The sequence below is a fragment of the Mucilaginibacter straminoryzae genome (genome assembly GCF_022953055.1).
Classification (GTDB): domain Bacteria; phylum Bacteroidota; class Bacteroidia; order Sphingobacteriales; family Sphingobacteriaceae; genus Mucilaginibacter; species Mucilaginibacter straminoryzae.
This window is the reverse complement of sequence record NZ_JALJEJ010000019.1, coordinates 1-17,028: the sequence shown is the minus strand read 5'-3', so window position 1 is coordinate 17,028 and position 17,028 is coordinate 1. Positions and strand designations below refer to the sequence as shown.

The window sequence follows — 17,028 nt, the reverse complement described above, 5'->3', positions numbered from 1 at the left end:
CCTGCACAACGATCAAATAATAAAGGGAATTCTACTTGGGATGACATGTTAATTGAAGTTTGGTACCTACAATTTAACACTTTAATGCCCGTTGGTGAATTCCCCTTTCATGAATGTTTTATTTGCTACGAAAAGATTGGAGGTAAGACAGCTTGCCGCCAGGTTTACGTTGCGCACTATAAATGCCATTACTGCCGCTGCATAAGTAGGCTATAAAGCAGGCTACAGCAAAAAGCACAGCATGATCGGGGCCGAAGAGTTCCATGCCCATTATGGTACAGGCGATGGGCGTTTTCGTAGCGCCGGAAAATACAGCGATAAAGCCTAATGCTGCGAACAGGCTTACGGGGGCATCCATCAAAACGGCTAAGGTGTTACCCAGTGTAGAGCCGATGTAGAACAGCGGGGTAACCTCGCCTCCTTTGAAGCCCGTACCTAAAGTAATGGCGGTATAAACCAGTTTCCATAACCAGCTGAAGAAGTGTGCCCCTCCCTGGTGAAAGGATGAAACAATGGTTACCGCGCCCGGATATTCAGCATCCACACCGAGACTAAGGTAGTCGGGTTTGCCTATTATAAGCGTCAGCAGGATGATCAGGCAGCCACCCAACACCGGGATCAGCCAAGCAGTTTTAATTAGCTTTAAGGAATACTGCTTTATTGAATGTGTGGCCTTTTCGAAAAGGATACTTGCGAAACCAAACAGCACAGAAGAGATCATAACTTTTAGTAACAACACAGGATCGAACCAAAAATGGTAACTGTAATAAGTAGCGGCTGTATTGATCACATCGATGTGATAAGGCGTATGGTGTACATGCCAAGCCGCCACGGTAGCATCCCCCAAAAAAGCGGCTATTAAACAAGGGAAAAAGGCCCTGTATTGGATGCGGCCAACAGTGAGTACTTCCATGGCAAATACCGTCCCGGTAAGTGGGGTGCCAAATACAGCTCCGAACCCTGCCGCAATACCCGCAGTTAACAAGGTTTGCCGCTGGGCTAGATCCATCCTGAATAGCCCGGCAAAGAAGTTGGCAATGCTTCCGCCAATCTGTACGGCCGTGCCTTCACGGCCCGCAGAGCCACCAAACAAATGCGTAATCACTGTAGTAAGCAAAATCAGCGGCGCCATGCGTTTCGGAACTCCCGCCCCAGGCTCATGAATTTCATCGATAATCAGGTTGTTGCCGCGTTCTGCAGAACTACCATACATTTTATACAAAAAGTGGATGGATACACCGGCAAGGGGCAGCAGGTATAATAGCCACGGATGCGCGAAGCGGTAATGGATAGCTAAATTAAGCAGCCATAAAAACAAGGCAACCATACTGCCAATACCAACGGCAACAGGCAGAATAATAAGGTCCCAGCGTAATATATACTTTAGGATTTGTAGCTGAATGTTCAGAATTTTTTGCATAACCTACAAGGCAAATAAATAAAACTTATTTGAAGTAGGCGCCATCAGCTTTGCAGCGGTTCAATTAGGCAGACACCATTGCCTTTTTAATATGACACAAATATGAAATAAAAAACCTTTGCTGTCAACCCTGTTGAAGCGGGGTATCTTTTATTATTTTTGCTTATGAACTTCACCCCCGAAATTATTGAACGATTGAAGCTGCTGCAGCAGAAGTACGAGGCGATGGGGCAGGATATGGCATCCTACCTGGACGGCTTACTTTATGCTGATTTTCTAACCTATTGGGACTATATTCACCTGGATACGTTACTTAGCCTACAGAATCCGAAAACCCCGTTTCCTGACGAGGAGATATTTATTATGTATCACCAGATCACGGAGTTGTATTTTAAGCTTTCCCTGCACGAATGCAAACAGATTGCCGCAAAGTCGGACTTGACCGTAGAATTCTTCACCGCAAGGTTAAAACGGATCAACAGCTATTTCCGGGCACTTACCGAATCTTTTCAGATTATGGTGGAAGGGATGGAAAAAGAGCAGTTCCTGAAGTTCAGGATGTCGCTGCTGCCGGCAAGTGGCTTCCAATCGGGCCAATACCGCATGATCGAAATATTCGCTACCGATTTTATCAACCTGGTGGCAAAAGATAAACGCAAAGAATTGGCAGACGCCACCGTTCGCGAACAGTTTGAATATATCTACTGGAAATTCGGTGCCACAGAGCTTTCTACAGGAAAGAAGACCTTAACCCTGCAGCAATTCGAAAAGAAATACGGCGAAACTTTTATAGAACTGGGCGAAAAGTGTAGCGGTAAGAACTTCAATGCATTATTGAAGAAGCTAAACCGGGAAGGGCGGCCTACAGAAGCGCTCGAAAACGAACTGCGCCAACTGGATGTGCATGTGAACGTAAACTGGCCGCTGGCTCACTATAAATCTGCTGTAAGGTACTTGCACCGCGAGCCGGAAGAGATCAGGGCGACGGGCGGAACAAACTGGCAGAAATACCTGCCTCCGCGTTTTCAGAAAAGGATTTTCTACCCTTCATTATGGACGGATGAACAGGTTGAAAACTGGGGAAAAGCCTGGGTAGAAGATGCTTTACAAATCCAATAATGGCTTTTTAGCCAAATAATTTATACCTTGCCAAACTATTAAATTTTTAAGGCCATGACAGATACCTTGGACATCAAAATCACGAAAACAACTAAAAGTAGGTTAGCAGAAACAGACTTTAGTAACCTGGTTTTTGGCCGTACTTTTTCTGACCATATGCTGGTAGCAGATTACGAAGGCGGCGAATGGAAAAATATTGAAATTTTGCCTTATGGCGAAATTGCGCTCAGCCCGGCTATTTCTGCGCTGCACTATGGGCAGGCTTTTTTTGAGGGGTTAAAAGCGTACAAGCACGAAGACGGAACTATTGCAGTTTTCCGTCCGGAGAAGAACGCTGCCCGTTTTAACAAATCGGCGGAACGTTTGTGTACTGCTGAAATTCCTGTCGACCTGTTTACCCAAAGCATTGCTGCACTGGTAGATGTAGACCGCGACTGGATCCCTGCCGCAGCTGGCCATTCGCTTTATATCCGCCCGGTAATGTTTGCAACAGACGCTTACCTGGGTGTTACACCTTCTAAAACTTACAAGTTTGTGGTGTTGACCTGCCCGGTTGGTCCGTACTTTACCAAACCGTTGCGTGTAAAATTCGAAACACATTATACCCGTGCAGCTGAAGGTGGTTTTGGTTATGCCAAAGCAGCCGGTAACTATGGCGGTTCTATGCTGCCGTTTAAAAAAGCAGCAGAAGAAGGCTTCGATCAATTGATCTGGACTGATGCCAAAGAACATTTATATGTAGAAGAGATGGGTGCCGCTAACGTGATGTTTGTGCTTGATGGCAAGCTGGTAACTCCGTCTACCCGCGATACTATTTTAGATGGCGTTACCCGCGATACGGTAATCTCCCTGGCAAAATCATGGGGTATGCCGGTTGAAGAGCGTCGTGTATCTATTGCCGAGGTGGTAGAAGGTGCCCGTAACGGTAAATTAACTGATGCCTTCGGCGCAGGAACTGCCGCTACCATTGCACCGATCGGGGCTTTCCATCACAATGGCGAAGAATTTACTTTAAGCGATCCTTCTACACGCGAGTTCTCTCAGAAAGTATTGAAAACCCTGGATGATATCCGCTACGGCAGAGTTGAAGATACCTTCGGCTGGAACTACGTGGTAAGATAACCGCTAGATAATCAGATATAATAAAAGCGCCTTTTAAATAGGCGCTCTTTTTATTTATTGTCATTCTGAACGTAGTGAAGAATCTGTACGGGTGCTTTAAGGCAGATTCTTCACTACGTTCAGAATGACAAATTTAATGTAGAGACACGATACTTCGTGTCTTAAAAAAAACTATTGAGAGAGATTCTGAAACACGTATTGCGAAAAAGATTCCTCGTTTTACTCGGAAAGACAATTTAATGTAGAGACACGATACTTCGTGTCTTAAAAAAATATTGAGAGGAAGTCTGAAACACGTTCAGGGCAAGCCTTGCTCCTGATTCTTGTCTCTCTTATTATTCTACCGTAACAGACAAACCTTCCTGCTGTAAAATCTTGCGGTAAACTTCCATTTCCGTAAACGAACCTTCTAGTACCGCACATTTACCTTCGTTGTGTACTTTCCAGGCAATCTTCTCTGCCTGCGACTCTGAATAGTCCAGGTATTTCATCATACACCAGATCACGTGTTCAAAGGTGTTCACATCATCGTTCCACAAGATCAGGCGGTGCATTTCCTTTAAACCTGCAAGTATCTCTTCAAGCGTAAGCGTTTCTTCCTGTACTTCTGTCGGCATAATTATATGTAATGACAAATTTACTTAAAAAGCATAATAAAGCAGCTAAAAATGTGTTTTAGTACGGTTCAACAATTAAACACTTAGTCCTGGATACCCCTACATGAAAGCACTTTTAGTTGCCCCCTTTGCAGCAAGCCTTTTAATGGCCACGTATGCACACGGCCAAAACAAGCAAGACCATTTACAACCCCCGCCAGCCGGTATTAGTATAGACGGCAGCCTGAAAGACTGGGGCGATAGCCTGCGGTATTATAACGAGGATAAGAAGCTGTATTACTCTTTGGCGAATGACCAGGAAAATCTGTACATGGCCATGCGCGTTAATGACCTAACCGAACAAAGACGGATCCTGGCGGCAGGTTTAACGCTGGGTGTTAATCCCAAAGGGAAAAAGAAGGAAACTTATAGTATTACTTTCCCGGTGGGAGAGACCGGTAATGCACCTTTTGGCGACATACATAGAAGAAATGACGGCGGTGATGGAAAGGACGGCGCTGATAACCGGCCTTCACCTGATGCAGATGCTCGTGAAGAGATGATGCGCGCACGGCTGACCAAATTAAGGAACATTAAAGTAACAGGTTTCCCTGATATTGAAAGCGAGGTAATTACTACCGCCAATACCTATGGCATTAAAACAGCGATAGATATCGATAAGGATGGTTACCTGGTTTATGAGGCCGCCATACCTTTAAAATTTTTCCACGCAGAAATTAACGACAAGAACGAGTGGGCTTTTAATTTTAAGATCAACGGCATCAGCGCGCCTTCACATCCACAGCAAGGCGAAGGTATGGAACGAGGTGGAGGTATGCGCGGCGGCGGTGGAGGCATGGGCGGCGGTATGCGTGGAGGGGGTATGGGCCGTGGCGGTATGCGCGGCGGAGGCATGAACCGCGGCGGTGGTAACGGAGAAAGGAATTTCGATATGGGCGAACTTGGAAAGTCAGTCGATTTCTGGCAGAAATTCAAACTATCTGCACAATAGGCAAAAAAGCTCAGATGATTAGTCTGAGCTTTTTTTATGTCTATTGCACTTTGTACCTGAAGGTCTGGTGGCCGATGTGCCCATCGCCATCGATGCCTTCTACGATTACCCTGTAGGTGCCGGGGCTGCCCGCATTGTAAAACTCGATGCTGGCTTTGCCGTCTTTATCGGTCACGATGTTGGGTTTCCAGAATATGGTTGTCCGCAAATCTGCTAAAGTGCGGTTAACTTTCGGGTCGTCATATTGTGGCGAATAAAAGGTGCGTGCCTGGTAATAGCCTTTTGGTGTATAGGTAATTATACCCGGAGCATAAACCCTGGCAGTACTGCTGTATTCGCCGCCGCGTTTGGTGGTAATTACCAGTACACCGCCGCCGCCACGCATACCGTAGATAGACGTATAGCCCGCGCTGCGCAATACCTCAATACTGGCAATGTCCATGGCGTTCAGCGAACTTAAAAAATATGGGTCATCTATGGTCATACCGTCCAGTACGATCTGCATAGGTGTATTCGGACTGCGAGTAGAGTATGCTGCGCCGCCCCTGAAGGTTACCCCAAGCAAGCGTCCCTGAAGGCAGGTAGTAATATCGGGGCAACCCATTTTTTCGAAGATGTCGCCAGAAATGATCTGGTCTGCCTGGCCCGGCCCGTTCAGGTTGGAAGAGTTTTGGTAAGGCGTGATCTTCTTCTCCTTAATTACCACCTCTTTCAAAACATAATTATGGTTGCCTACGCCATACTTGCTTTCTTCCTGGTATAATTTATAGCTGTTTTGAAGGTAGCCTGTAATGTTCTTACTTACGTTCACTTCAATATCAGGTGCATTCGGGTTAGACGATACCCCTTGCGACACAACGTTATCCAGCTCGATGTCTACAAACTTTCTGTCTTTCGCAGTGCGTGCCTGGATAATAAATTTCACGCTATCCTTAAATACCAGGTGATTAAAAGCGAAGTTGCCTTTATCGTCAGTAAGTGTATCCAGAATAAAGGCGCCGCCTTTGGTGGTAAACAAAGTTACTTTACCGCCGATAACAGGTTTATTGCCGTTATGCACATGCCCGGAAATCCGCAACTCTTTTTCTGGCTGAAATACCACGGGTGGATATACATTGTTCAATAACTGTTTCCACTCAAAACGGCGGTAACCCTGTGTCATCATCAGTAGATCGAGTGCTTTACGGCCTTGTTCGTCGCGGTGGACAAAGTAATAGTTCGGCTTTTCGATATATCCTTTAATGTCTGAACTCAGTAGAAGTTGCGACAGGATGCTGATCTCGTCGCTTTCGTCAGAAGGTACTTTGGTTTCATCAATAACAGCTGCAGATAAAGCAGAAATGGCTGGTTTGCCGTCAGGCGACTGCACATTCAGTGAAAGGTTTACTTTTTGCCGCGTTCCGCTTGATGCCTGTCCGGCTACATCCACTTTTAACTCATCTTCTCGATTAATGAATATGATACGCTCGCACACGGGCTCGTTGGCAGCATTAAATAATGTAAACTGTGCAATACCGGTTGGGAATTTAGATTTTGGGATCTTAGCCATCAGTACGCCATTTTCCAGGCTATTCTTTGCCGCATAGCAGATCACCCCGTTCGCTTGCGCTACCACACTAATTTGCTGACCGACCAAATCTGCCGTACCGCCGATACGGATAGTGATATTGTCAGGGTCACTGGTGTTATTCAAAGAAAGGGAGTACCCTTTTTCCAATACTTTAGGTAAATTGACGGTGGCTTTTGAACCATCTTCATAAGTCACTTTTGCCTGGTAGGTTTTTCCTGCTTCGGGTATTAAAACAAACAGGCCCATGCCCAGGTGGCTGGTGGTAAAGCTGGTTAATTCGGTGTTATCGTTGTTAACTATTGTACCGCTGATGGCTTTGCCGAGCCCATCGGCGCCTACCGCTTTAAAGGCAACCCTGCATGGCAGGCCAGCTACCAGGTTACCGCCTTCGGGGAAAAATTGCACATCCACATTATTGGAAGTCGCCTTAACCGGTAATATTTTAGTGATAGTCTGTTTATCGCTGATTTTTATTTTTGCCGTAATCTGCCCGGCTTTCATTGCGCCCGGCACAGTATTGGTAAAGCTGATGGCCAGGTTTCCTTTGTCGTCGGTTACTCCCTTTCCACGGCCAACGTTACGGTTGCTCAACTGTACCTGGTAACTTACTTCTTTCCCGGCGTAGGCTATGCCATTAATATCGGTGAAGCTTACGGTAGCCTTTACATTTTGTTGCCCATTGGGTGTAGTAGTATAAGCATAAGAGGTATTAGTGAAAACAGTATTGGTAGCTGCGTTGCCTATGTGTATGGTGCGGTCAAAAAAGTATTCGGGGGCAAAGTTACGCATCCAGTTGGTATAGGCGCGTATGCGGTAATTGCCTTCTTTTAAGGTGTCCGACAACGCAAAATCACCCATCGCAATACCGCTGGTAAGCGGTAGCTTAATAGATTGCTGGACAGAATCTCGCGGATCAAGCAGTTCCACGTTCAAAATCCCGCTCAGTGCAGAAAGTTTATGCTCTGGCCCGATGGTTACATAAGCTTTAAACCAGATATCTTCGCCAACGGCATAATAGGGTTTATCCATGTGCAGGTATACTTTTTCCTGCGGATAGTCGCCGGTCCATTTTTCAAGCTGGGCTGCAGCCTTCTTGATGGGGTCATCATCTGCGTTAATAAAGCTAAACAGCAACGCAGCGGTAATAACCGTCAGCAAAATCAGGGGTATTTTTTTGAATGACATAGTTAGATGATTTAAAGAAGATGCGAGGTTCAGGTTTTTTTCAGGGAAGCGCTAAAACTTGTTCTTCCACATCATACTCTCAACGGGTTTGGTGGTCGGATTGTTGTATTTCGCGTTGCCTTTGGTATTATAAAAAGTTTCAATATCGCCTTCTACGCTAAAGTAGATCAGTTGGCCAATGGGCATTCCTGCGTAAACCCTTACCGGTTGGGTAGCAGAAATTTCTAACGTCCAGGTGTTGCAAAAGCCCACATCCCCTTTACCGGCGGTGGCATGGATATCTATCCCCAGCCTGCCGGTGCTTGATTTACCTTCCAGGAAAGGCACGTGCCGGTGCGTTTCTGTATATTCTAAAGTGACGCCGAGATAGAGTGTATCCGGCTGCAATACAAAGCCTTCTTTGGGGATCTCAAAGTGTTCAATTTCATTATGGACACGGGCATCCAGCACACGGTTTTTGTAGGTTGCCAGATGCTTGCCCAGATGTACATCATAAGAGTTGGTACCTAATTTTTCGCGGTTAAACGGTTCTATAATAATGTTGCCTTTTTCTATTTCTTCGAGAATGCGCTTGTCTGATAAAATCATAAGGAGGATAGCGGTTTACCGGTCTAATTTAGAATTATTTGACATATGTTTGCATCCGTTTTTGCAATTTTACTTTTATGGCTATAGCGTACCGCCAACAGTTGGATGATGATACCGAATTTGCCCTCTGGCGTATTGAAGAAGAGGCAGATGAGCTGTATGGCCAGCTGCAATTGAACGATGAAGAGAAGGCTTATGTAGATAAGTTGAGCAGCGGAAAAAGGCACCTGCACTGGCTGGGTACGCGGGTATTGCTACGAAAGATGCTGCGCACTGATGAATATATTGATTGCAAGGTGGACAGCCATGGTAAACCCTACCTGGTTAACCTGCCGTATCATATTTCCCTATCGCACTCGTTCGACTTTGCTGCGGTGATGCTGAGTAAAAGCAGACCGGTTGGGATAGATATTGAACAGGTTAAGCAGAAAGTTGAACGGATTGCGCATAAATTTATGCGGCCCGAAGAACTGGCGGCCATCAAACCTGAAAGGAAGATCGAACAGTTATATGTTTGCTGGTGTGCAAAGGAGGCGGTGTATAAGTGCTACGGGCAGAAAGAGGTTTCATTTGCAGACCATATCCTGCTGCAGCCGTTTGATTTTCAACATCACGGCGTGGTAGATGCTCGATTAAAAAAGGAAGATATCAACCTGCCTTACGAGGTAAATTACCTGCAGTACGAAGATTATATGGTAGGCTATGTTAAGGGTTAAACAATGAAAAATAAACAGGTAATTTTTGAAGACTGGGGGCTGATTGATTATAAAGAAGCCTGGGATAAACAGGAAGCGCTGTTTGCGGATACGGTGAATACTAAAATGGCCATCCGTAATTTGCAGGTTGCCGGTGAAGATAGTGAAACACTGAGCACCAAAAACTACCTTGTCTTTTGCGAGCATCCGCACGTTTACACGCTTGGCAAAAGCGGTAAGCCAGACCATCTGTTGCTGGACGAACAAGGACTGAAAGATAAACAGGCGGTATATTATCCGATTAACCGCGGGGGAGATATTACCTACCATGGCCCGGGGCAAATTGTGAGTTACCCTATTTTAGACCTGGATAATTTCTTTACCGATATCCATTTATACCTGCGCACGTTAGAAGAGGCAGTAATTTTAACCATGGCCGAATTTGGTTTGAAAGGCGAACGCTACCCTGGTTATACCGGTGTTTGGCTCGATGCCGATAACGATAAGGCCAGGAAGATCTGCGCCATGGGCGTACGCTGCAGCCGCTGGGTAACCATGCATGGCCTGGCTTTTAACGTGAATACTAGCCTTGATTATTTCAAGAACATTGTTCCCTGCGGTATAGATGATAAAGACGTTACCTCTATGCAGCGCGAACTAGGTTCTGTAGTAGATATAAATAAAGTAAAAGAAATCCTGAAGCAGCATATTTCCGTATTGTTTGGTATGGAGATTTTATGAAAGCATTAACAGGTTTATTAATAGTTGTTTCAGGCTTAAGCGCCAACTCTTTTTTTAATATGTCAGAAAAGCAAAGTGCCCCTGCTGCTCACACCACTATGTCGACCGATAGCAGTAAAACTGTTTCTTATTTAGCCTTGGGCGATTCTTATACGGTAGGGGAGTTGGTTCCCCAGCAGGAATCGTTTCCTTATCAACTGGCTGAACAGTTAAAGCAAAAGAATATCCCTGTTAAAGAAGTTAAAGTGGTAGCGAAAACAGGCTGGACAACCGGCGAACTGGAAGCGGGGATCAACCAGGAAAATCTGACGCATACCTATGACGTCGTGACGTTATTGATCGGCGTAAATAACCAGTACCGGGGCTTGAGCCGAAACGAGTACCGGGCAGAGTTTGTAAAACTCCTGAACAGCGCCATAAACTTTGCAGGCGGCATCAAAAAGCACGTCTACGTATTATCGATACCGGATTGGGGCGTTACCCCTTTTGCAGAGGGCCGCGACCGGCAACTGATCAGTGATCAGATCGAACAGTTTAACCAGATCAACGCTGATGAAAGCGAAGAGGCTGGTGTGAAATATGTGAATATTACTGATATATCATTAGAAGCAAAGTCCGACGCTTCGATGTCCGCCTCTGATGGTCTGCACCCTTCCGGTAAGATGTATGGGTTGTGGGTAAAGAAGTTACTTCCGCAGGTAGTGAAGCAGTTTAAGTAGGAGAGCGCTTAGTGTACCGGATGTCTTTGAGAGGATTCCGATGATTATCGAAAGACGCGGCAATCTTCACCTTGTAAGACAAATTTGCAAGCCTTTTGTCGCTCTCCGGATGACCGTATTTGTGTCGCCAGCAACCTCTAACTGCCCAGCGCTCATGCTTCGAGAGCCTCAGCATGACACTCCCTATAGCGCATTGTAATGTATGCTTAAAAAGAAACGATTAAATCGTCAGATATTAGGCGCACGCGTTACAAGCGCACCGCATGTGCTTCATTCCCTAACCATTCTTCCTAGCCTTACTTAAAATAAACCGACCAAAGAACTCCTTACTTTTCAGCACCTGGTAATTGTTTTTCTCAAACAGGCCCGAAATAGCTGGCAGTTGGTTCACTTGTACGGCGTTGAAAAGTTTGAAAAACAGGTACATGCTCTTCAGCAATGGTTTGTGCCACCATTTTCCGGCTATCTGGAAATCTGTATTCAACCACACCCCGCCAGGCTTAAGTTGACCGTTTAAATGATTAAAAAGCCTTTCGGCAGCCTGTTGGGTAAAGTTATCGAACAGGAAAGGAGTGATAATTACATCCGCCGGTTTAGGAAGGCTGACCATTTCTGCTGGCGAATTGATGAAGTGAACCGTATTGTTACCGATGCTACGCTTTTGGGATAAGGCAAGCATGTTGGCAGATATCTCCACATAAAAAATTTCCAAACCCTGTGAATGAACTTTGGCAATTTCTTCCAGAATCCAGCCCGTCCCACCGCCCGCTATTAAAACTACGGCATCCGCAGGGATGTATGTCAATAAACTGATCTGTGCATTTCTTAAAGTATTGCCAAATACCAACCTGGACAAGGTGTCGTAAAAACTGCTGGTCTTGTCGTAATTAGCCGACATACTATTTAATATAATGCGCCGCCAGGTGAAAACCCATCAGAAAAACGTACTGGAGGATCAGCACGCCGTCAAGGTAAAAGAAGTAGTAGTATTCGTTCTTTTCCCAGGTAGAATGGAAGATGAGCCAGCCGGTTAAAACGGCGGTTAAGCTGAGTGCAAAGAAATCGGTATTAAATCCGTTATTCCTGAAAATGAAAAGCAGTACGATATATCCGGCCATTAAAAACTGGCAAAACAGGTAAGCGTTTTTTTCACCCCAGGCTACCGGTATGGTGCGCAGGTTATTCAGTTTATCCTGGAATAAATCGCGTATATCGAACGGCACGGTCAGGGCACCAATGAATAGAAAACGTTTTGCCAGCAGGATGGTAGTGTCGCGCATGGATATGCTGACCAAATGCTGGTCTGTCGCTTCCAGTATGGGCAAAAGCACACAACTTAAACACCAGACAATGGTGATCAAAAATGGCTTCAAACCGGGAATATGGCGTAAGCCATAGCGTTTTTGGCCATCTGTAAATAGGGGCAGGCTATAGCCGAAAGACAGCACAGACATAAACACCAGCAATATTTTAGATTCGAAGGAGACGAACCAGAACAGCGGCCCCAGCATCAGCAACGAAACAATGGTAAAAGTTACCATCAGCCGGTAATGGGCAAAAAACCAGCGAACACGCAGGTAAGGTGATTTTTGCGGATTTTTAGGTTTGCAAACCAGGATGCTGACGTTGTATAAGCCAAGTGTGGCAGCGAAAAGAATCCCTAAAACGGCAGGTACCGGTTTAGCCCCGATCAATTGAAAGGTAACCAGCCCTTGCGCAACAGCACAAAGGGCCATAAAAATGTTGCTGAACAGCAAGCAGTCAAAAGCAGACTTAAAGAATTTTTTCATCAACGGATGTCAAAAAGCTACCGGCGGCAGACTTAGCTCTGGTTTGGCGCGTGGGCAGCTTTTAACTCAAATATCGTAATCTCTGGTAAAATTCCAACCCGGCCCGGATATCCTAAAAAGCCATAGCCAACATTTACGTACAATTGCTGCTTATTCTCCTGGTAAAGGCCCGCCCATTCCTTGTAGACAAACTCTATCGGGCTCCATTGAAACTCTGCAGTACGTATACCGCATTGCATACCGTGAGTATGGCCAGAGAACATTACATCAATATCCGGGTATTTATCCAACACCTGTGCGCGCCAATGCGAGGGATCATGCGATAGCAGCAGCTTTACCGGTAAGTCGCCGGTATCTTTTGTTGCCAGATCTAAGCGGCCCCTTTTGGGAAAGCGGCTGATCAGTCCCCAGTTTTCTACCCCCAAAATACCGATTTCTTCGCCATCAATCTTCAACCGGCGGTTCTCGTTAAGCAACAAATCCCACCCTAACCGTTTATGGGTATCTATCAGGTCCTGGTGGTTTTTTTGTTTAGCAGCCAGGTTCGGCCACCACGAATAATCGCCATAGTCATGATTCCCCAAGGAAGAGTAAACACCCAAAGGCGCTTTTACCTTGCTGAAAATATCCTGATAATCGCGCATTTCGCTGGCGATGTCATTCACCAGGTCGCCGGTGAAGAAAATAAAGTCCGGTTTTTCACGCATTAGCATTTCTACACCACCGGCAACTGCTTTTTTATTGTAAAAACTACCAGAGTGGATATCTGATATCTGCCCCAGCCGGATACCGTCGAACTTTTTAGGCAAATTAGGTAAATAAAGCGTTTGCCTGCGAACGCGATAGTCGTAAACGCCATCAATAATACCCCAGGTTAGCGCACCAACAGGCAACGCACCTGCAAGTAGCCCTGCCTTTACCAAAAATTCTGAACGAGGGATTTTGGGCGTAGTTGATGTTGTCGTAACAGTCGCGGGTTGTTCGTTAGGCTTTTTGATGGCTTTGATGATCCAGCGGCGTACATCATCAGCGAAAAGGAACAGTATTAATAAAACCTTAGCTATCAGCAGCAGGAAGAAACAAAGTAGTAAGCCGGCGCGGATGCCCATGCCCAGTTTTACAAAAATACTAAGGAAGATACCGATAATCAGTACGATTGAAACTCCCCAGTAAATGCGGCTGAACCAGCGGTTATGTAAAAAGCGCCACTTCAGGGCGCTTTTTAAACCTTTTATAATATAAGCATCTGCAATTAGCAGGGCTGCGGATATAATTAAGAGAATAACGGTTTGTCGCGTCATCCGGCAAAATTAATACCTGTCATCGTCATAATCATTATCATCTGCTTCTAAATTGAATAAACTGTCAAACATATCTGCAAATGCGAAGCCGTTATCCAGGTATCCTTTACTCAGTTGAGAGAACTCGGCCAGTCCGTGCAGGATAAATTCCATCAATAGTAACTGCTGGTTTTCTGCCAACCGCGGGTGGAACTGCTTGATCAATTCTTTTAGCCCGGTAACAGAGTTTAGCGCTTTTTTGTATTCCTGTGCCGACAGATCATCAATTAGTGAAAGCGTATTGCCGTCGGCAAACCAGTTGATCACCTCCTGGTAAGGGTTGCCTTTTTTATTCTTTTTCGCCTTTTCCGGGTCGGGGAAGAACTGTAGTAATAAAGTTTTGATTGCCTTACCCACCAGGATAGTAGCTACTTTAGCCGGGCCTTCCAATTCGCCTTCGTACACCAGTTCTATTTTACCGGTGATGGCAGGGATAACACCCAGAAAATCAGAGATGCGCACAAAGGTGCTGGTTTCGCAATTAATCAGCATACGGCGCTCGGCATTACTGATCAGGTTTTCATAGGCTGAAATGGTTAAACGCGCAGATACCCCCGATTTTTTATCGATATATTCTGAGTCGCGTGCCTCGAAAGCGATCTGCTCTACCAGGTCTTTTACCAGGCCATCTGCTTCAATAGACTGGCGTTGTTCTGGTGTTAAACGAGCCTCCTGCTGCGTAATCTGACGCGAAATATCCAGTGTGCGCGGATAGTGGGTCAGGATCTGGCTTTCGATACGGTCTTTCAGCGGTGTAACGATAGAACCGCGATTGGTGTAGTCTTCAGGGTTAGCTGTAAATACAAACTGGATATCCAGCGGCAGGCGGAGTTTAAAGCCGCGGATCTGGATATCTTTCTCCTGCAGGATATTGAATAATGCCACCTGGATACGCGCCTGCAGATCGGGTAGTTCATTGATCACGAAAATGCCGCGATGCGCGCGAGGGATCAACCCGAAGTGGATCACGCGTTCGTCTGCGTAGGTTAGTTTTAGGGTGGCGGCTTTGATTGGGTCCACGTCGCCGATCAGGTCAGCCACAGTAACATCCGGTGTGGCAAGCTTTTCGGTATAACGCTCAGAGCGGTGTACCCACGCAATAGGCGTATCATCACCTTTGGTTGCTACCTCGTTCCTGCCGAACCAGGAAATCGGTTCCAGCGGATCATCAAAAATCTCAGACCCCGCAATGTATGGTATATATTCGTCGAGCAGGTTGACGAGTAAACGTGCAATACGGGTTTTAGCCTGACCACGTAAACCAAGCAGTAAGGTATTGTGGCGCGAAAGTATGGCGGTTTGCAGATCTGGAATTACGGTGTCTTCATAACCGATGATGCCTTCAAAGCCGCCTTCTTTTTTTTGTAATTGTTTAATCAGGTTTTCCCTTAGTTCTTCTTTAACCGAGCGGCTTTTATAATCCGTCTGTTTTAACTGACCAAGAGTGGTAATATTACTATGATTATTTGTCATTGGGCCCCTCCCAACCCTCCCCGCAAGAGAGGGCTTGTAGTTTTTTAATTTTTATAATTATTGTATGCCTCTCTTTTTCCTCCCCTTTGGGGAGGGTAGGAGGGGCGGTTTATCTAACCGTTTTTCTTCTGTTACGAATGTAATCTTCAAAAATGTATTCGCCCAGGCCGTTCAGTGAGCTGTAAAACGCTTTACCGCCGTTGGTTTCGGTAAACTTGCGTACAAACTGCTGTAGGTATGGGTCTTTAGCGATCATAAACGTTGTGATCGGTATTTTCAACCGTTTGCACTGCGCCGCCATTGTCAGAGTCTTGTTCACCACTTTCCTATCCAGCCCGATACTATTTTTATAATACCGGTTACCTTCTTTCAAACAGGTCGGCTTACCATCGGTGATCATAAAAATCTGTTTGTTCTGCGTTTTTCTGCGGCGCAGCAGATCCGTCGCCAGTTCAAGCCCCGCGTAGGTGTTGGTGTGGTAAGGGCCCACTTGCAGATAGGGCAGGTCTTTCAGGCTGATCGGCCAGGCATCGTTCCCAAACACCACAATATCCAGGGTGTCTTTTGGGTACTTGGTTTTAATCAGCTCAGCCAGGGCCATGGCCACCTTCTTAGCCGGGGTGATGCGGTCTTCGCCGTACAGGATCATCGAGTGCGAAATATCGATCATTAATACGGTAGAAGTCAGTGTTTTGTAATCCATTTCTTCTACTTCCAGATCGCGTTCCGTCATCTTGAAATCGCCGATACCGTGATTGATCTGCGCATTATGGATAGACTGGGTAATATCAATCTGTTCCAGGCTGTCGCCGAACTCAAATTCCCGACGTTCTGCATTCTTCTCGTCACCCGCACCAGACTGCGGCGAACGGTGATTGCCTTTTCCCGATTTTTTTAACTTCCCGAATATTTCCTCCAGGGCAGACTGACGAATGCTTTGTTCTGTCTTGGCTGTAATGCTCATCTCACCGCTTTCATTATCTTCGGTCAGATAGCCTTTTTGTTTCAGATCATCAATGAAATCGCCCATGCCATACTCATCATTGGTGATGTTGTATTGCTTGTCCAGCTTGTTCATCCACTGCAACGCCTCCCCGGCATCGCCAGAGGTGTAGTTAAGCAGTTCCAGAAATAACTTTAACAGTTCATCAAACCCGCCCTTGGGTACTTCACGGGGTACATATTTGGAGAATCCAAATCCACGCATGATTTTGCCTTTCTTAAAGTAAAGGAACGGAATTTTTGTTGTAATAGTTTTGTCTGCCGTGCTTTGAAATAAAATTGTTAGGTGGGAATGACAATCTTGTGTAGAATCAAGAGTCAAGAGGCAAGAATCAAGACAAAAAGAGGCTATCCTTAGTTGTCCTTCATGGTTTGCGTAGCATAATACTTACCTTTCTGTCATCCCGGGAGTAGCGAGGGATCTTCTTCGCTACTTAAGTTGAAGAAGATTCTAACCAGAAGATTGCTACGGTAGGCTCAATGAAAATTAGGTACGATGCTGGTGTCACCACCATCTTTATGGCCTCACAAAGGAGGCTGTCTCAAAAGGGCAGTCTCTTGTTGTTTAAGGGATATATTTTTAGTAACTTAAAGACATGGGAGGCAAAGTAGTCTTTAAGGAATATGACCCTGACCAGTTAACGTTTTTACCTTAT

Annotated in this window: 15 protein-coding genes and 1 riboswitch; of the genes, 6 read left to right on the top strand and 9 right to left on the bottom strand. The window is 45.7% G+C overall.

Annotated features, from left to right (window positions below):
• Positions 1-118 precede the first annotated feature (118 nt).
• The gene (locus tag MUY27_RS20455; RefSeq protein ID WP_245133344.1) at positions 119-1,420 is read right to left on the bottom strand and encodes a voltage-gated chloride channel family protein; all 1,302 of its coding nucleotides are present in this window, start codon (positions 1,418-1,420) and stop codon (positions 119-121) included.
• 28 nt (positions 1,421-1,448) lie between these two features.
• A riboswitch (Fluoride riboswitch) is annotated at positions 1,449-1,512 on the bottom strand.
• A gap of 73 nt (positions 1,513-1,585) precedes the next feature.
• Between MUY27_RS20455 and MUY27_RS20450 the strand changes: the two genes are divergently transcribed.
• Together MUY27_RS20450 and MUY27_RS20445 are read left to right on the top strand one after the other, a co-directional pair.
• Positions 1,586-2,539 carry a tryptophan 2,3-dioxygenase family protein gene (locus MUY27_RS20450; RefSeq protein ID WP_245133342.1) on the top strand — a complete coding sequence of 318 codons (954 nt, stop codon included), beginning with the start codon at positions 1,586-1,588 and terminating at the stop codon, positions 2,537-2,539.
• A gap of 54 nt (positions 2,540-2,593) precedes the next feature.
• The gene (locus MUY27_RS20445; protein ID WP_245133341.1) at positions 2,594-3,661 is read left to right on the top strand and encodes a branched-chain amino acid aminotransferase; all 1,068 of its coding nucleotides are present in this window, start codon (positions 2,594-2,596) and stop codon (positions 3,659-3,661) included.
• Positions 3,662-3,996: 335 nt separating this feature from the next.
• Here the strand turns inward: MUY27_RS20445 and MUY27_RS20440 are convergent, their stop codons facing one another.
• The gene (locus MUY27_RS20440) at positions 3,997-4,278 is read right to left on the bottom strand and encodes an ATP-dependent Clp protease adaptor ClpS (RefSeq protein ID WP_245133338.1); all 282 of its coding nucleotides are present in this window, start codon (positions 4,276-4,278) and stop codon (positions 3,997-3,999) included.
• 103 nt (positions 4,279-4,381) lie between these two features.
• Between MUY27_RS20440 and MUY27_RS20435 the strand changes: the two genes are divergently transcribed.
• On the top strand, positions 4,382-5,269 hold the full coding sequence (locus MUY27_RS20435; protein ID WP_245133337.1) for a hypothetical protein: 888 nt from the start codon (positions 4,382-4,384) through the stop codon (positions 5,267-5,269).
• Positions 5,270-5,309: 40 nt separating this feature from the next.
• Here MUY27_RS20435 and MUY27_RS20430 read toward each other — a convergent pair whose 3' ends face one another.
• The gene (locus MUY27_RS20430; protein WP_245133336.1) at positions 5,310-8,024 is read right to left on the bottom strand and encodes a TonB-dependent receptor plug domain-containing protein; all 2,715 of its coding nucleotides are present in this window, start codon (positions 8,022-8,024) and stop codon (positions 5,310-5,312) included.
• A 51-nt stretch (positions 8,025-8,075) separates the two neighbouring features.
• Positions 8,076-8,612 carry a dCTP deaminase gene (gene dcd, locus MUY27_RS20425; RefSeq protein ID WP_245133334.1) on the bottom strand — a complete coding sequence of 179 codons (537 nt, stop codon included), beginning with the start codon at positions 8,610-8,612 and terminating at the stop codon, positions 8,076-8,078.
• 77 nt (positions 8,613-8,689) lie between these two features.
• Between dcd and MUY27_RS20420 the strand changes: the two genes are divergently transcribed.
• From MUY27_RS20420 to MUY27_RS20410, 3 genes are read left to right on the top strand one after another with little or no spacing between them, the layout of a single operon-like run.
• The gene (locus MUY27_RS20420; protein WP_245133333.1) at positions 8,690-9,328 is read left to right on the top strand and encodes a 4'-phosphopantetheinyl transferase family protein; all 639 of its coding nucleotides are present in this window, start codon (positions 8,690-8,692) and stop codon (positions 9,326-9,328) included.
• 3 nt (positions 9,329-9,331) lie between these two features.
• Positions 9,332-10,048 (top strand): lipoyl(octanoyl) transferase LipB, encoded by a 717-nt coding sequence (lipB, locus tag MUY27_RS20415; RefSeq protein ID WP_245133331.1) that lies wholly within the window; start codon positions 9,332-9,334, stop codon positions 10,046-10,048.
• On the top strand, positions 10,045-10,767 hold the full coding sequence (locus MUY27_RS20410) for an SGNH/GDSL hydrolase family protein (protein WP_245133329.1): 723 nt from the start codon (positions 10,045-10,047) through the stop codon (positions 10,765-10,767). The genes lipB and MUY27_RS20410 overlap by 4 nt, the downstream gene beginning before the upstream one ends.
• Before the next feature lie 277 nt (positions 10,768-11,044).
• Here the strand turns inward: MUY27_RS20410 and MUY27_RS20405 are convergent, their stop codons facing one another.
• The 5 genes from MUY27_RS20405 to MUY27_RS20385 form a co-directional block, all read right to left on the bottom strand.
• Positions 11,045-11,665, bottom strand: coding sequence for a class I SAM-dependent methyltransferase (locus MUY27_RS20405; RefSeq protein ID WP_245133328.1), 621 nt, complete (start codon positions 11,663-11,665; stop codon positions 11,045-11,047).
• Between the two features lies 1 nt (position 11,666).
• The gene (locus tag MUY27_RS20400; protein WP_245133327.1) at positions 11,667-12,557 is read right to left on the bottom strand and encodes a UbiA prenyltransferase family protein; all 891 of its coding nucleotides are present in this window, start codon (positions 12,555-12,557) and stop codon (positions 11,667-11,669) included.
• 32 nt (positions 12,558-12,589) lie between these two features.
• The gene (locus tag MUY27_RS20395) at positions 12,590-13,858 is read right to left on the bottom strand and encodes a metallophosphoesterase (RefSeq protein ID WP_245133325.1); all 1,269 of its coding nucleotides are present in this window, start codon (positions 13,856-13,858) and stop codon (positions 12,590-12,592) included.
• Positions 13,859-13,867: 9 nt separating this feature from the next.
• Complete coding sequence (locus MUY27_RS20390; RefSeq protein WP_245133322.1) at positions 13,868-15,370, bottom strand: sigma 54-interacting transcriptional regulator; 1,503 nt, start codon at positions 15,368-15,370, stop codon at positions 13,868-13,870.
• A gap of 109 nt (positions 15,371-15,479) precedes the next feature.
• On the bottom strand, positions 15,480-16,577 hold the full coding sequence (locus tag MUY27_RS20385) for a vWA domain-containing protein (protein ID WP_245133320.1): 1,098 nt from the start codon (positions 16,575-16,577) through the stop codon (positions 15,480-15,482).
• Positions 16,578-17,028: the final 451 nt, after the last annotated feature.

What these genes read in the sequence shown, in the direction of transcription:
- MUY27_RS20435 (WP_245133337.1), top strand. Translation starts at nt 4,382, where the DNA reads ATGAAAGCACTTTTAGTTGCCCCCTTTGCAGCAAGCCTTTTAATGGCC.
- MUY27_RS20455 (WP_245133344.1), bottom strand. Translation starts at nt 1,420, where the DNA reads ATGCAAAAAATTCTGAACATTCAGCTACAAATCCTAAAGTATATATTA.
- lipB (WP_245133331.1), top strand. Translation starts at nt 9,332, where the DNA reads ATGAAAAATAAACAGGTAATTTTTGAAGACTGGGGGCTGATTGATTAT.
- MUY27_RS20405 (WP_245133328.1), bottom strand. Translation starts at nt 11,665, where the DNA reads ATGTCGGCTAATTACGACAAGACCAGCAGTTTTTACGACACCTTGTCC.
- MUY27_RS20385 (WP_245133320.1), bottom strand. Translation starts at nt 16,577, where the DNA reads ATGCGTGGATTTGGATTCTCCAAATATGTACCCCGTGAAGTACCCAAG.
- MUY27_RS20445 (WP_245133341.1), top strand. Translation starts at nt 2,594, where the DNA reads ATGACAGATACCTTGGACATCAAAATCACGAAAACAACTAAAAGTAGG.
- MUY27_RS20400 (WP_245133327.1), bottom strand. Translation starts at nt 12,557, where the DNA reads ATGAAAAAATTCTTTAAGTCTGCTTTTGACTGCTTGCTGTTCAGCAAC.
- MUY27_RS20450 (WP_245133342.1), top strand. Translation starts at nt 1,586, where the DNA reads ATGAACTTCACCCCCGAAATTATTGAACGATTGAAGCTGCTGCAGCAG.
- MUY27_RS20430 (WP_245133336.1), bottom strand. Translation starts at nt 8,024, where the DNA reads ATGTCATTCAAAAAAATACCCCTGATTTTGCTGACGGTTATTACCGCT.
- MUY27_RS20395 (WP_245133325.1), bottom strand. Translation starts at nt 13,858, where the DNA reads ATGACGCGACAAACCGTTATTCTCTTAATTATATCCGCAGCCCTGCTA.
- MUY27_RS20420 (WP_245133333.1), top strand. Translation starts at nt 8,690, where the DNA reads ATGGCTATAGCGTACCGCCAACAGTTGGATGATGATACCGAATTTGCC.
- dcd (WP_245133334.1), bottom strand. Translation starts at nt 8,612, where the DNA reads ATGATTTTATCAGACAAGCGCATTCTCGAAGAAATAGAAAAAGGCAAC.
- MUY27_RS20410 (WP_245133329.1), top strand. Translation starts at nt 10,045, where the DNA reads ATGAAAGCATTAACAGGTTTATTAATAGTTGTTTCAGGCTTAAGCGCC.
- MUY27_RS20390 (WP_245133322.1), bottom strand. Translation starts at nt 15,370, where the DNA reads ATGACAAATAATCATAGTAATATTACCACTCTTGGTCAGTTAAAACAG.
- MUY27_RS20440 (WP_245133338.1), bottom strand. Translation starts at nt 4,278, where the DNA reads ATGCCGACAGAAGTACAGGAAGAAACGCTTACGCTTGAAGAGATACTT.